This window comes from Armatimonadota bacterium (assembly GCA_013314775.1).
Lineage (GTDB): Bacteria > Armatimonadota > Zipacnadia > Zipacnadales > JABUFB01 > JABUFB01.
The window spans coordinates 98,608-113,275 of the sequence record JABUFB010000007.1 but is presented as its reverse complement, the minus strand read 5'-3'; the positions used below and the strand labels follow the sequence as shown (position 1 = coordinate 113,275).

The 14,668-nt window shown below is 63.3% G+C and carries 9 protein-coding genes; 3 read left to right on the top strand and 6 right to left on the bottom strand.

Going from position 1 to position 14,668, the window contains the following annotated elements; translation table 11 throughout:
* The first annotated feature begins 97 nt into the window (after positions 1–97).
* The 3 genes from HPY44_07400 to HPY44_07390 are packed head-to-tail and all read left to right on the top strand — an operon-like array spanning position 98 to position 7,442.
* Positions 98–2,095, top strand: a complete 1,998-nt coding sequence (locus HPY44_07400; GenBank protein ID NSW55819.1) for an adenylate/guanylate cyclase domain-containing protein — start codon at positions 98–100, stop codon at positions 2,093–2,095.
* Positions 2,073–5,084 carry an alginate lyase family protein gene (locus tag HPY44_07395; GenBank protein ID NSW55818.1) on the top strand — a complete coding sequence of 1,004 codons (3,012 nt, stop codon included), beginning with the start codon at positions 2,073–2,075 and terminating at the stop codon, positions 5,082–5,084. Before HPY44_07400 ends, HPY44_07395 begins: the two co-directional genes overlap by 23 nt.
* Before the next feature lie 60 nt (positions 5,085–5,144).
* Positions 5,145–7,442, top strand: a complete 2,298-nt coding sequence (locus HPY44_07390; GenBank protein ID NSW55817.1) for a PQQ-binding-like beta-propeller repeat protein — start codon at positions 5,145–5,147, stop codon at positions 7,440–7,442.
* Positions 7,443–7,451: 9 nt separating this feature from the next.
* On the opposite strand, the gene HPY44_07385 is transcribed toward HPY44_07390, so the two are convergent.
* From HPY44_07385 to HPY44_07360, 6 genes are all read right to left on the bottom strand, one after another.
* Complete coding sequence (locus tag HPY44_07385; GenBank protein ID NSW55816.1) at positions 7,452–8,651, bottom strand: hypothetical protein; 1,200 nt, start codon at positions 8,649–8,651, stop codon at positions 7,452–7,454.
* An 80-nt stretch (positions 8,652–8,731) separates the two neighbouring features.
* On the bottom strand, positions 8,732–9,784 hold the full coding sequence (lpxD, locus tag HPY44_07380) for a UDP-3-O-(3-hydroxymyristoyl)glucosamine N-acyltransferase (GenBank protein NSW55815.1): 1,053 nt from the start codon (positions 9,782–9,784) through the stop codon (positions 8,732–8,734).
* A gap of 25 nt (positions 9,785–9,809) precedes the next feature.
* The gene (locus tag HPY44_07375; GenBank protein NSW55814.1) at positions 9,810–10,958 is read right to left on the bottom strand and encodes a hypothetical protein; all 1,149 of its coding nucleotides are present in this window, start codon (positions 10,956–10,958) and stop codon (positions 9,810–9,812) included.
* 47 nt (positions 10,959–11,005) lie between these two features.
* Positions 11,006–11,758, bottom strand: coding sequence for an OmpH family outer membrane protein (locus tag HPY44_07370; protein NSW55813.1), 753 nt, complete (start codon positions 11,756–11,758; stop codon positions 11,006–11,008).
* A gap of 207 nt (positions 11,759–11,965) precedes the next feature.
* Positions 11,966–13,858, bottom strand: coding sequence for a BamA/TamA family outer membrane protein (locus HPY44_07365; protein NSW55812.1), 1,893 nt, complete (start codon positions 13,856–13,858; stop codon positions 11,966–11,968).
* 49 nt (positions 13,859–13,907) lie between these two features.
* A complete protein-coding gene (locus tag HPY44_07360) occupies positions 13,908–14,498 on the bottom strand; it encodes a sigma-70 family RNA polymerase sigma factor (protein NSW55811.1) in 591 nt (196 codons plus the stop codon).
* Between the last annotated feature and the right edge of the window lie 170 nt (positions 14,499–14,668).

Below are 14,668 nucleotides of genomic sequence, written 5' to 3'. Positions count from 1 at the left end.
ATCATAACTGATACCCGCAGCCGCGGCAATTCAAACGACGCCACTCTGGGCCCACAATGTTCGCCCGGAGCGTGACAGCATCGGCGGGAGCCCTACAATGAGGCGCGACACAGCGCCGGAGAACCAATCAGGACACCAGGCAATCGCGCCCCTGCTTACTGTGCTCGGGGTCGGTCTATTGATCGTGGCGTGGACGCTCACCCCGCCGGGCGACATCCTGGAGCGATTCGAACTGAGGACCATCGACGCCCGTTTTCTCAACCGTGGCGCCCGTACCTCCAGTGACCAGATCGTCATCGTCGCCGTGGATGACAACAGTCTGACGCGCGTCGGGCCCTGGCCGTGGCCCCGGGAACGTTACGCCCGGCTCATCGAGGTCCTGCGCGAAGCGGGAGCGCGCGTGATCGCCTTCGACATCTTGCTCGCGGAGCCGGGCCCCGGCGGCGCCCGGTCCGACCAGGCCCTGGTGCGCGCCTGCCGCGACTACGGCAGCACCGTGCATGCTGCTGCGTTGCTTTCGGGTGCGGAGAACCGGCCGGACGGGGCGAGTGCGACCGACGGACTCGCGCGGTTCGCTCTGCCGAGAACCAACATCAGTCGGGGCGTGGGACTCAACGCTTTCTCACATCTGTATAGCGCTACCGGCGCCATTGGCCCCCTGCCCGAGATCGCCCGGGTTGCGCGAGGCGTGGGCTTCGTGGATGTCATCGCGTCGCTGGACGGCATCTACCGCGAGAGTCCGCCGGTTGTGCAGGCTGGCGGCGGGCTTTACCAGTCACTATGGCTCTCGGTCGCCGCGCGTGCATTGGGCGTGCCGTCTGAAGAGATCCAGGTCCGCATGGGTTCCCATGTGCAACTCGGGGCCCAGCGACGCATCCCCATCGGACGCGAGGGGACGATGCTCATCAACTTCGCCGGCCCCGGCCAGCCCTTTCCGCACGTATCTGCCGGCGATCTGCTGGCCGGGAGTGCCGAGGTTCAGCCAGACACTTTCCGGGACAAGATTGTTTTCATCGCAGTTACCGCTATAGGCCTTCACGACGTGCGCCCCACCCCTTTCGAGCCGGTCGCCAAGGGAGTCGAGGTCCAGGCCAACGCGCTGGACACCGTCCTGACCGGGCAGTTCATCCGTCGCTGGCGTCCCGAAGCGACGTTGCTCGCGGTACTGGTCTGGACACTGCTCATCGGCGCCCTGGTCACCACCACCCGGGCGCGGGTCCACGTGCCGGTGGCCGCAGCCTGCCTGGTCCTGCACAACGCCCTGGCAGTCTGGGCCTTCAACCGCTTCGGCGTAATCGCCCCCATGTTCGTCCCGTCTCTGGCGATGGTACTCTCTCTGCTGGCGGCGATCTCGGTTCGCGTCATCACCCAGGAGCGCAAGGAAAGCGCCCTGATGAACACCCTCGCGCAGTTCGTTCCGCCCGAAGTTGCAGCGCTGCTGACCCAAGATGATGCGGATGCGGCGTTCGTCGGCGAGACGCGCACCGTTACCGTGCTCTTCGCGGACCTGCGCGGGTTCACCGCCGCCAGTCGACGGCTCGGGGCCGAGCGCACCGTGGTCCTGCTCAACAGGTACTTCGAGTTGATGCACGAGGTGATCTTCAGCTTCGGCGGGACTCTTGACAAGTTCATGGGCGACGAGATTATGGCGTTCTTCAACGCACCCGTGGAACAGGTCGATCACCCGCGCCTCGCGGTGGCCTGCGCACTGACCATGCAGCAGCGGATTGCCCGTCGGCGGGACGAATGGGCCTTTCTGGGCATGCCGGAGCTTGCAGCGGGCATCGGCATTGACACAGGGGAGTCCATTGTCGGCTGTGTTGGCTCGGGTTCCCGCATGCAATATACTGTCATCGGGGAAAATGTGAACCTTGCCAGCCGCCTGCAGGCACTGTGCAAGGACCTCGGCGCCTCTATCATCATCAGCGAGGCGACATACGACCTCGTGCGCGACATGGTGGAGTGTCGCGACCTGGGCCTGCAGGAGATCCGCGGCATCGACGAACCCCACCGCGTGTATGAGGTTCTCGGCATGCTGGAGACGCCGCAGGCCAACGATATCGGGAGTGCACATGATGAAGCTCAGCCTCAATAGCTGGCTAACCGTGACCGCTCTATTGACCGTGTCAATCGCTGCCGCCGCACCCGTGCTGCAGTCCCTCGAGGACTTCGAGGGCAAACTCACGGGCTGGGGAGGCAAAACACAGATCGTGGCACAGGCAAGCCAGGGCGAGGGCGCCCTTGAATGGGAACCCGACCCCGGCACGGGCCCGAAGGCTGTGAACTTCAACTTCGCGGGCCGCGGTATCGAAATGAGCGAGTGGGACCGCCTCATCTTCGACTACCGCCTTGAAGGGACGACCTGCGAGTGGTGGGGCGTCAAGATTGTGGACTGGCCTCTCGGCGACGGTATGCAGGCGACCTGGCAGATCGCCTCCAAAGGCGACGTTCCGGCCGGCCAGTGGCGCACCGCGACGATCAATCTCCGCGCACCTCAGTGGCTCTGGGGGGAGAAGCCGGACGAGAAGTCACAGGTCATCATGTTTCGCGCCCAATTCGCCGACGGCAAAGCTCACCCGGTGCTCATCGACAATATCCGCCTGGAGCGCGACCCCTTGCGCATCAAGAATGTGGAGCGAGGGGAGCCCGTCACCGAGGGCGGTCGCCTGCGCCTGGGATACCGGATCACGCTTGCGAACACCACCGCGGAGACCGCAACCTTCGCCACCAGTCTGAGCGCCACGGCCGACCTTCTGCAGGTGAACGTGCCCGAAAGTGTGGAAATCGCCCCCGCGACATCAGCAGAGGTGGAGGTCACTCTCTCTACTGCCGTCTCCGGGCCGGAAGTTGCCGCTCCGCTGAGCGTGCTGACAACCCGGGTCTCTTTCAGTCCTGCAGGAGCGAACGATACCGCCATGTCCGTCGACCTCTCTCTGCCGGTCCCACTCAAGACAGTCAAGCATCCATGCTTGCTCATCACCCGCGAGCAGGCCGCCGAAGTTCTGGCGAAAGTCGGGCAGGACCCGAAGGCGGAGGGCATCTACAAGAGCCTGGTGGCCCGGGCCGATTCATGGCTGACCAGAGAGATCAAATACCCCGATCGCGGCGGGCAGTGGTGGCACTGGTACACCTGCAAGAAATGCGGCGGCCGGCTCACCACAAAGTCACCCACCGAGCACGTCTGCCCCGACTGTGGCGCATCCTACACCGGCTGGCCGTATGATGACGTGGTGCTGGACCGAGAACACAATGCTCTATCCCAGGCCATCCGCGATCTCGGCCTGGTCTATGTATTCACAGGAGAGCGGAAGTATGCGGAGCGCGCTCGCGAGATCCTCCTGGGGTACGCCGAACGCTACCTGAACTACCCGCTGCATGACATCAACGGCAAGCCCAATCGCGGGGGCGGTCACGTCGGGCCCCAGACTCTAGACGAATCCACCTGGTTGATCCCCCTGGTGCAGGGGTTCGACTGCATTTATGACACCCTTTCCACCGAAGACGTAGAGCTAATCGCCACGAAAATGCTGATCCCCGCGGCGGAACTGATCCACGATCACCAGTGGGGCATCCACAATATCTGCTGTTGGCACGCGTCGGCCTACGGGCTGGTGGGCATTGCCCTCTCTGATGAGCGCTTCGCAGGGGACGCAATCAATGGGCCGAAGGGCTTCCGGGCGCAGATCGAGAAAGGTGTCACCGATGATGGCTTCTGGTACGAGAGCGCCTGGGGGTACCACTTTTACACGATGATGGCCCTGGAGCCCCTGGCAATTGCAGCGCGGAACATCGGCATCGACCTTTACACTGACCGCTACAAGAGCATGTATGATGCTCCGTTGGCTTTCATGGGTCCCGGCGGTGTGCTCCCCGCATTCAATGACAGCGGAACATCCAACGCGCTCGGCGGTGGGAACCGCTACGAGATCGCTTATGCGCGCTGGCAGGACCCGCGCCACCTCCTGCCGATACTCAATAGCAGCCGCAACAGCCTGGAGACGCTGCTATTCGGCGCGGAGCTGGGCGCGCAAGAGGATTTCCGTCTCGAGTCCACGCTTTTCCCTGCCGCCGGTTATGCGGTCTTGCGGTCCGGGGAGACCGGCGAAAAGGGTGCGGACCGCTACGTGCCCCACAACTACCTCGCGCTGGACTACGGCCCTCACGGTGGCGGACACGGACACCCGGACAAGCTCGGGTTCGTCCTCTACGGTCACGGAGCCCTGCTGGCCGAGGACCCGGGCTGCATTGCCTACGGCAACCCGGCTCATGGCGGCTGGTTCCGCCAGACCATTAGCCACAATACCGTGGTCGTGGACGGCAAGAGCCAGAAGCCCTGCACCGGGACACTCCAGTTCTTCGCCGAGGACGACAACATGGCAGTGGCCAGCGCCCGGGCTGACGAGGCTTACGGCGGCGTTCGTCTCCGTCGGACTATGGCCCTCATCGGTGACCGGGTCATCGATGTGGTCCTGTGCGAGAGCGAAGATGAACGAACCTTTGACTGGACCTACCACAACCGCGGCGCCCTGGAGACCCCGGTGGCACTGTCCGCGCTTGAGAAGGCCCCGGCGGGCGACGGCTATGACTGGGCGAAGGAGTGGCGCGAGGGCGACATCGGCTCGGACTGGGCTGCGATCTGGCGGCAGGAAGGCGGTCCGGGGCTCAAGCTGACCCAGAATGTGGCCGAAGGCCAGGCGCATCTCTTCTCGGCAATCGGCATGGGCAATCCCACAAAGATCAAAGTGCCCTTCGTGGTCTCCCGCGTCACGGGCCGCAAGGCGCTCTACGCGACGGCCATGGCGGTGTTCGATGGCGATGCGCCAGAGTTGTCGGTGCGCATGCTCCCGGTTACCGCTCGCGCCGAGGGCGACCCCAATGAGCAACCTGTCGCCGTGGAGGTGACTGGCGGGTCCACACGAGATATCCTGTTAGTCAACCCGGGCGGGGGCACCCTCACCGCGGAAGACTTCGAACTCCGGGGGCAGGGGGCATTGCTTCGGTATGTAGATGGCAAACTGCGGCAAGTGCTCGTGACAGGGAACGGTGAGGTGCGCATCGCCGGACAGCGTGCCTCAGGGCAGTAACCACGGCACCTCATCCCGACCGGGCTGCGGGACGTGCCATCACAGCAGGAACGGGTACCCATGGAATTCCAACTCACATCGCTGATCGACGGCCAGTACAAAGTGGTGGAGAAGCATCGCGGCGGCATGAGCATCGTCTATATCGTGCTGGACGAGTTCAGCCACAAGCGCTTCGCCATCAAGACGGTCAAGGAGGATCTTCTCGAAGAGCGTAGTGCGGTGGAGCGTTTCTGTGAGGAGGCCAAGACGTGGATGAACATCGGTCGCCACCAGCACGTGGTGGAGGCCATCATCTACCGCGACATCAACGGCCAGCCTTTCCTGTGGCTGGAGTATGTGGACGGGACTGATCTCAAGCGGCTTATCGACACGGAGAGAAACCTTTTCCCGCCGCAAGTCATGGAGTACGCCCTGCAGGTGTGCGAGGCGATGTGCTATGTGCACACCGCTGAGGTGCGGGGCCAGAAGGGCGTGGTCCACAGAGACCTGAAGCCCGCCAATATCATGCTGGACAAGCGCATGGGGGTGAAGGTCACCGACTTCGGTCTCGCCAAGGTCTATGGACAGGGACGTGAAATGACCGATGTCGGCGTGGGCCTGGGAACGTACCTGTATATGCCGCCCGAACAGTTCCTGGACGCGGGCTCGGCGGACGCAACCTCCGACGTCTTCTCCTTCGGCGCTTCACTCTACGCGGCCCTGACCGGCAAGGCTCCCGTTACGGGCGACACCGTCGGCGCGGTCATAAACAGCATCCTGAGCAAGCTGCCGCCGCCACCGACCGAACTGGTCCCCCAGGTTCCGCCTGAGCTGAGTGACGTCGTCATGATGTGTATCGCGAAGGCTCGCGCAGACCGGTACCCGAGCTTCGCGGCCCTGTCCGAGGCGCTCAAGGGCATCCGCCCCCTGGTTCAGGATGCCGCCGCAGACGTGGAGATCAAGCACTGTCAGGGCTGCGGGTACATGACCAGCTACGACTATCGCGTCTGCCCGGTCTGCAAGGCGTCCTTCGACGTCGCCAGATATGGGGCAATTGCGCACCCCGAACCGGTGCAGGCACCGACCTCCATAGAGCGCGACCGCACCACGCCGGCGCGACCGTCGGTACCGGAAGAGGCTTCCGAGACCACACCGGCGCGCGAACTGGTGGCTCAGGCAATCCAACAGCGTGAGCAAGGCCGCTTGCGTCAGGCCCTGGCCCTCCTGCGCGAGGCCATGCAGCGCGAGCCCGAACATACCCAGGCTCGGACACTATTGGACGAGATCGCGCTGGAACTGGCACGGCAGAAGCCCGATGCCCCTCAAAAGGCCTACAACTGGCCCATGTTTCGGGGCAATGTCACCCGCAGCGGATACACGCCGGAGCTCATCGCGCCGCCCTTGCGCAAGCGCTGGCAGCAGCGCATCGGCGAGTGGGTCATCAGCTCACCCGCAGTGGTAAACGGAGTCGTCTTCGCCGGAGCCTTCGTGGACCGGCCGGGTCGCAATGGCCGGGTGACGGCCCTGAGCGCCCGTGATGGCAAGGCCATCTGGAGCGTTGAATTCGCCCACGAGATCATGAGTAGCCCGGCCATCGTCAACGGCCGCACGCTTTTCATCGGCTGCAAGACCAACCTGATTGCGCTGGATGCCGGAACAGGACGACGCATCTGGGAGTTCACCACTGCGGGAGAGGTGGTCTGCGGTCCCGCCGGCTGGCGAAACATGCTCTTCTTCGGCAGCTGTGATGGCCGCGTCTACGCCATCCACACCATCAGCGGCCAGCAGGTGTGGGCCTTCCGCTCCCAGGGCGAGATCATCTCATCCCCGGCCTACTGGAACGGCACTGTCTACGTCGGTTCCAGTGACCACAGGTTGTACGCCATCAATGCCGCCACGGGCAGGCTGATCTGGGAGTACACCAGCGCAGGGGAGGTTCTGGGCGCACCGGTCTACGCAGAAGAGCGCGTCTTCTTCGGCTCCACCGATCACCACGTCTACTGCATCGACGCGCCCACGGGCCAGAAGCTCTGGGAGTACCGCACCGAGGGGGAGATCCACGCGTCGGCGAGCCTCGTGGGCGAGAACCTCTACATCGGCTCGCGCGATCACTATATTTACTGCCTGGATGCCCGCACGGGATCTCTCAACTGGCGCATTCCTACAGGCGACTGGGTGCACAGTTCGCCGCTGGTGAGCGGCACCGTGGTCTACTGCGGTTCCCATGACCGCCAGTTCTATGCCATCGAATCAGAGAGCCAGACCGTCGTCTGGCAGTACGAGACGGGCGGGGAGGTGCAGTCATCCGCCGCTGCATCGGCCGGACACGTCTTCGTTGGCAGTAACGACGGCTGCATCTACTGCTTCAAGGGCCAGTAGGGCGGGGGGTCAGCCAGTTGGATTCAGAACACTGCGCACAACGAGGCTGACGGGATAGTTCGAGCCCGCCTGAGGGATAAGGCGCACCTGCACGCGGGTGCGTGGCGCCGTGGAGCCTCTGTCATCGAACAGGATGTGCTCCATCCCCATCGACAGCAGGCCCGTCTCCACGATCTTCCCGTTCACGATCACCGCTCCGCGAGCGACCCCGCCTCCGGCCCGCAGAGCTACCTCAAGACGCGCCTTCCTCCGGTTCGGATTCTCGAAGGTGACTTCCGCCTTGTAGACCACGCCGTAATCGCCCCTGAGGGCCGGGTGGTCCTTGAACTCCATATTCTTGCCGATCGTGACGAATTGCCAGGCTTTGCCGACCTCATGGGTAACCGCGACGAGCCTGACACCAGGGAGCTCGAGCGGAGGCGGGATCGCGTTAGGCAGCAGCGCGCGCACGCTGTCCAGCGAAGGCGACCAGCGCCAGTCTTGCTGGGCCAGGCTCTCCAGGATCACATCCGAACCCTCCAGCAGACACAGGTCCGCCATTCCGCCGGCGATGTGCCCTTTCGGGAACCAGCGGCGGGACAGTTCGAAGACATCCCCCGGCCCAATGCGCACCTGGAATCCCTGGCCCGCCTGCCAACCCCCGAGGAACCGCCGCATAATCACATGCCCTGCCCAGATCTCGTCGGGCGTCGGACCTCCGTGGGCCGCCACGATATCCAGCACCGCGGGGGAATATCCCTGGTTGCGCAGGCGCACCACGAGATTCATGCCCTGAGGGTATTCGGACAGATGGTGCCACATGAAATGGGTGCGCTCCCCGACGCGCAGCCGGCTCCGCGACAGCAGGCGTGGCATCGGCACGCGCTCGGGATCATTGCTCAGGATGACCCGAACAGGATCGCTGCCGGGAGCTGAACCCGAGCGAAAACGGACGCTCTGCCACGAGGGGAGTGAGAAGTAGGACCCGCTCGGTATGCGAATGAGCTCGGCGCCGGGCGCGCAGGTGCTCAATCCACCGTCCGGCCCGTCATGGAACGGCTCACGGGGAATGATGACCTGGGAGGCTGAGCGGAGCGGGTCGCCGTCCAGGGCATCGATAAGCCCCGGCCCCGGTACGGGCAGCGGTCCGATCGTAGTAACCTGGGCGTAAGATGACGCCGGTATTGCCGCGGCCGCTGCGAGCAGAAGAAGGAGGATCGACTGCATCATGTTCACAGGCCCTGCACAAGCAAGGGCCCGGCGTAAGGAGTGCCGGGCCCTCTGGCGATCTTCGGACTGCTCCCCGGGCGCTATTGTCCCTCGCGCTCAGCTAGCTTCTGTTCCAGTTCCGCGATGCGCGCTTCCATCTTCTTGATCTGTTCCACCAGATCCGGCAGACGATGGGACATCGCGATATTGCGCAGTTGTTTCTTGTGCGGCCGGGCGGGGTAGCCGGAGTAGACACCCGGCTTGTCGATGTCACCGAACACCCCAGACTTACCCGCCACCACAACGTTGTCGCCGATCGTCACATGGTCGCTGACCCCAACCTGCCCGCCCATAACCACATTGTCGCCGACCCGGGTGCTACCGGCGATTCCCACCTGTCCGCAAAGCAAGCAGTTTCGCCCGATATTGCAGTTGTGGGCAATGTGCACCTGGTCGTCGATCTTCGTTCCATCACCGATGCGGGTGACGGAAACAGTGGCGCGGTCAATCGTGCTGCAAGCGCCAATCTCGACGTCATTGCCGATGGCCACAGTCCCGATCTGCGGGATCTTCCGATGACCCTGGCCGGTCTGGAGGAAGCCGAAACCATCGCACCCGATGACTGCACCCGCCAGGATCGTGGTGCGATCCCCAACAGTCACGCGGTCGCCGATGTAGACCTGCGGGGCAATCTCCGTCGACTTTCCGATAGTAGCGTCATGCCCAATATAGACCAGGGGATGAATAATGGTGTCATCCCCGATGATCACGTTGTCTCCAATCACCGTGTGCGCGCCAATTGAGACGCGCTCGCCCAAGGTGACATTGCGTCCCAGGACCGCAGTGGGATGCACCCCCGGCTGGGCATTGGGCTTGGGCGCGAAGAGCTCTAGAACCTTGCTGAAGGCGAGGCGTGGATCTTCCGTGACCACAATCGGCTTCGCCGAGCTGGACAGCCCCGGTGCAACGATGAGGGCCGAGGCGTTGCTCTGCTCGCCCGCCGTGAGCATTTCCGGACGCTCGACGAAGACAATGTGTCCCGCTTCGGCCTCTTCGAGTGTGCCCGCACCGCTGATCAGGGTTCCGGCATCTCCGAGTACCGTGCCTTCCACATGGGCGGCGATGCGCGCCAGAGGAATAGCAACCTTCTGCACCGTTCAGTTTCCTCCCATAGACCTGCTACCGGGAACCGGCGCCCCAGAGAGCTGACAGGGCTTCGCCGATCTCCTCGGTCATGTCCGGCCCCTGCGCATCACCGACTGGTGAGAACTGGAGCCGGACCCCATGTTTCCTGGCTATGCGTTCCGCGCCGAGGCGTGTCGCATTGCGTATGTTTTCAGTTATGACAGCACGACGGCGAACTAGTTCCGCAGCGAGACGCTCTCTATTGCATTGCCTGGCGCTGTCCACGGTCCCGACCGCGTCCCGGGCAACGTCGCCGGTGGGCAGTTGCGGCGCCGGGATCTGCAGTGAAACGTCACTGAGCCAGTCCGGGAACGGAAAGCTCTGGAGCGTCTCGATCATGCCCTCACGCAGGCTTTCGGAGATACCTCCGGTTGGCCTGCGCAGGCGGGTTCTCGCCCGACGCCAGGCGGAACGTTCACTCTGAGCAATTGCCGCCTGCGTCCGCTGCGCGACGGTGTGCTCGAGGCGGTCCAGACGTTCCTCGTGCTCTGCTCGCATCTGCGCGAGGTGCTCTTCCAGTTCCGCCCGGACGTCTTCGGGGTTCTCCCCAGCACCCTCGAGTTCTTCCCCCAGACTCGTCAGGCGCTCCTGGTTTTCGCGGTAGAGTCTCACCGAGGCTTCGGCCAGTTCCCGGCTGGAATCTGCCCGGGCAGTGAGCAACTCGAGCCTCGCCGCCCGCTGGATCTGATCACGACGCCACTGTAATTCGGAAGCCAGGTCTTCGGGCAGGGATGCGAGCGTGGGATCCAGCACAGTTGACAGCCCGGTCACGATTTCGTCCCGCCGCGCAACCAGCCGCTCCACCGCCCAACGTGAAATCACAGGGCCTGCTATATACTCGCCCTCGATGCGCGCTCCGGCAGTGAACGTCTCGAGGACCATCTCCGGCTCAGGCGTCTGAAGCGACTGGATAGCCCGTTCCAGTCGCACAAGGTCCGGGTAAAGCGGATGCCTGACCATCAGCTGCGCCAGATACACATGGCCGACATGCTCCGCCGCCGGCGGATTCCCCTGTCCCCAGGCGGGAACCTGTGCACCCACCGTCACCAGGACCAGCGCGATAGCAGTCGGTAAGCCCCGAGGGGCCCAGCAGGTCAGCCTCATCAGGGTCATGCATTCCAATGTGCGCTTGGACCTTCGCAATTCCCCGGCTCCAGCCGGTCTTGCCATGTGCTCTCCCGCAGACCCCGTCAGGGCGTCGCTGCAGGCGCCGGAGCCGGTGCTGCTGCAGGCGGACCCGGCGCACCAACTTTCGCGGACCCAGTCGGCAACTCGGCAAGCTTTTCCAACACTTGGTCCGTAATGTCGTCGCCGCCGTGAATCACTGCGGCCTTTGCGAAAACAAGGCTGTAGCCGCCGGCCGTGGCAACTTCAACGATCACGGTCTGCGCACGATCCATGGCGGCGTCAATGGTGTCCATCTGCATCTGGTTCAGCTGGTTCTGCAGGTTTTGGACGATCTGCTCAACCTGCTTGTTGCGCGCATCAACGCCGGCCTGCAGACGGTTGAACTCCTCCTGCTCTTCCGCAGTCCGGTCGACTTTTCGCTGCAGGTCCAGGAAACGCGCCTCGGTCTTATCATTCACGTCCTGCAGCTCGCGCTGGCGCTTAGCGGCTTCTGCGGGAAGTGGCCGCGACATTCCGAGAATCTGGATGATCTCGTTGAAGGCCTCTTCGCTGAGGTAAATGTAGCGGTTTTGCAGTTCGTCGATGTACTGCTGCTGGCGCCGTGCCCAGTTTGCCGTCTCTTCGTTGCGCGCCTGAGGCCGGACGAACTCGTCATTGATGCGCTTCACGTCAACCACAGCGATCTTCAGGCCGCTCATTGCAGGCTGTTGGGCCGGCGCCGCCGGCGTGTCGCTCTGGGTGTCCGCAACTACAAACGAGGTAGCCGCCAACAGGCATGTCAGGAAAAGTCCCAAGACCGGCAATCTCACAGCCATTCAACAGTTCCTTTCCGAACGGCACTGCAGCCCGTGGGCTGTTATCTTGTGAGACAGACACGGAGGCTTCTTGTTGCGGTCGAGACGTGTTTCGTCTCGCAATAACAGCACCGCAACGGAAGCTGATTCCGTTGCGGTGTATCCCAATTCTACACAGATTGAGGGGGCTATGCAAGGCCCCGCGCTGCGGTCCTGTAACCTCTCTGCTCAGAAAGTGTGCCCGAAGTTGACGTGCGCCTGGCTCCCGTCTTCTCCCCAGCCGATGTCGATCCGGAAAGGACCCACGGGCGTCACGATGCGCGCTCCCACCCCGATACCCACATGGGGTTCGAAGCTCTGGTCCTCCGCGGGAACGCTGAAGCCGGGAACCACGGTGGGGAAATTGCCGCCGTATGCGTCGCCGACATCCACAAAGCCCACAAGAGTCAGGCTCTCATTGAGTGCGCGCCGGTACTCCACCGTTCCCAGAAGCAGATTCTCACCGCGATACCGGTCTTCCTCATAACCGCGCAGCGTATTGGAGCCACCCGCAGTGAACGACTCGAACAGGGGCAGATCGCCGAAGCTGGCTCCGGCCATGATTCGGGCCGCGATAACGTCCTTTTTCTTCCCCACCGGTCGGTAGTAGCGGTACTCTCCTGTCAACTTGGTGAAGCTCACTTCGCCGCCCAGGAAACTTCCGGCGAATTCGGCGTTGCCCGACCAGAAGCTGCCCATCGTAGTCTTCAAGCGCGAGTCGCGCAGGTCCGAGCTGTAACCCAGCGTTATGCTGGCCAGACGACCGCCGGGATGCAGGGGAGCAGCCACCTTGATAGGCCCGAGGATGTCGCCGGGACCGGGGATGTCGGGCTCGAGATTCGGATTATCGACGATATCCCGCAGATCGCCATCCTGCAGGTCGTCGATGGTCTGCGCAGGGGACACTCCTCCGGGCACCTGCGTCCCGACGTACTTCACGCCCTGGAAGAATGAACTGGACACCTCTTCGCTGCGGAACCGAACGGTGGCTCGCCTGCGATTGGCCTCATCCAGGGCCCGCGAAATGCGGATGCTGCCACCCGTGCGGCGTTCCTCGAACTCGTCGCTGCCGGTTGAGACGGCGGCGCCGCCGAAGAACTGGCGTTTGCGTTCGGTGTCAAACAGGTTGATCTCGAAAGCGGTGCCCTTCTCATCCCAGAAAGGCTCTTCGTAGCTGAGGTCGTAGCTGGTGCGGCCGAACATCTCCAGGCTGACCGAGGCACGCTCGGCCTGGCCCCGGAAATTGTTCTCTTGCACCGACACCATCAGAACCAGGTCGTCCAGGCTGCTGTAGGCCAAGGCGAGTCCGGCCTGCCCGGTCCGGGTCTCCTCCACCTTGAACTCCACCGTGATATTCATTGGGTCGAGTTCGCCCAGGTGAGCCTCGAACTCCACGTTCTTGAAAAGCTGCAGCTCATTGATCCGATGGACGGTGCTGATGAGCTTGCGCTCTTGGTAGAGTTCGCCGGGCTTGATCTCGATCTGCCGCCGCACGACCCACTCCTTGGTGCGCTTCAGGCCCGTGATCTTGATGGCCTCGATCCTGGCTTCCTCAATAACGAAAGTCAGCACGCCGAAATTGTCCACGTTCGCGTGAGCAACCTGGGCGAAATACCCGGCCTTGGTGTATGCGGACTGAATCCGCACTGCGTCGCGTTCTGCAAGGCGCCTGTCCACGAGCACGCCGGGCTTGGAGTTGATGACCCCCAGAAGGTCGTCGTCGCTCAGAACGGTGTTGCCGACGAAGAGGATCTTCTCGATGCGCTGCTTTTCGACAACGCTGATGATGACCTGGACTCGGCCCTCAGCCAGCACGCGCTGGGAGACTTCGACCTTGTCGTAATATCCGAGGCGCTCGATCGCCTCGCGCGCCGCGGTGATCTTCTCCGGGGTCAGCTCGGCCCCTACGCTGAGGATGCCCTTGATCTCGTTCTCGATGACGCTGGCCGAGACGTAGCCGGCCCCTTCGACCTTGATCTCGGACACCAGCAATCCCTGGGCACTCGCCGTGATGGCGAGACTCAGCAGGACCGTGGCGGCCAGCAGCGTGGCGAGCGTCTGCCCGGTTGCTCTAATCCGCATTGGTTGTCTCCCCACGATTGGTTCATCTCTGTGTGCCCGGTGTGGGCGGTTACGGCTCGATCTCGAGGTACTCCGCAAGAGCGCGACGCAGTACACTGCGCGCCCGAAATAGCCTGGACTTGACGGCCTGAACGCTGCAGCCAACAACGCGGGCTATCTGTTCGTATGACAGCCCTTCGTAGTCCCGCAGTATCACGACTTCCTTGTATTCGGGCCGCAGGCGTATGACCTCTTCCGACAGGATGCGTTCAAGTTCGGCGTTCTCCGCAGACCTGTCCGGGGCCCGCCGAAAGTCTTCCACTTGCCGCGACAGCTCATCGTCTTCCATGGCCACCGGCTCGTCCAGCGACGGCCCTTCGGAGTTACGGCGCCTGCGCCGGCGGTCCAGCCGGTTCTTCGTAAGGTTGACGGCAATACGGTACAGCCACGTGTATACCTGACTCTCGTGGCGGAAGCTGTCGAAAGCGCGATAGGCGTTGACGAAGGTATCCTGGGTCAGATCCTCCGCCTCTTCGCGATCTTCGATCATGCGGAAGATCACGCTGTACACGCGCTGGTAGTTTTGTTCGACGATTCTGGCGAAATCGTCGGCGTCAGTGGTCGGTTCCACGGTGCCACTCAGTCCTGGACGTCCGATCATCCCTGGACCGCCGCCGGGACCGGGAGAAAGCAGGCAGCGCTTCATGTTGGGACCCCGCGCCCTGATCGGCTCCCCCGGCATCGTGTGCCGCCGACGCCACCTGACTTGGACAACGCCGGGTGCGGTCCGTTGCGCGGACTCGGGCCCCATTCAGGGGTGCGCCGGGCACA

What these genes read in the sequence shown, in the direction of transcription:
- HPY44_07400 (NSW55819.1), top strand. Translation starts at nt 98, where the DNA reads ATGAGGCGCGACACAGCGCCGGAGAACCAATCAGGACACCAGGCAATC.
- HPY44_07395 (NSW55818.1), top strand. Translation starts at nt 2,073, where the DNA reads ATGATGAAGCTCAGCCTCAATAGCTGGCTAACCGTGACCGCTCTATTG.
- HPY44_07390 (NSW55817.1), top strand. Translation starts at nt 5,145, where the DNA reads ATGGAATTCCAACTCACATCGCTGATCGACGGCCAGTACAAAGTGGTG.
- HPY44_07385 (NSW55816.1), bottom strand. Translation starts at nt 8,651, where the DNA reads ATGATGCAGTCGATCCTCCTTCTTCTGCTCGCAGCGGCCGCGGCAATA.
- HPY44_07370 (NSW55813.1), bottom strand. Translation starts at nt 11,758, where the DNA reads ATGGCTGTGAGATTGCCGGTCTTGGGACTTTTCCTGACATGCCTGTTG.
- HPY44_07365 (NSW55812.1), bottom strand. Translation starts at nt 13,858, where the DNA reads ATGCGGATTAGAGCAACCGGGCAGACGCTCGCCACGCTGCTGGCCGCC.
- HPY44_07360 (NSW55811.1), bottom strand. Translation starts at nt 14,498, where the DNA reads ATGATCGGACGTCCAGGACTGAGTGGCACCGTGGAACCGACCACTGAC.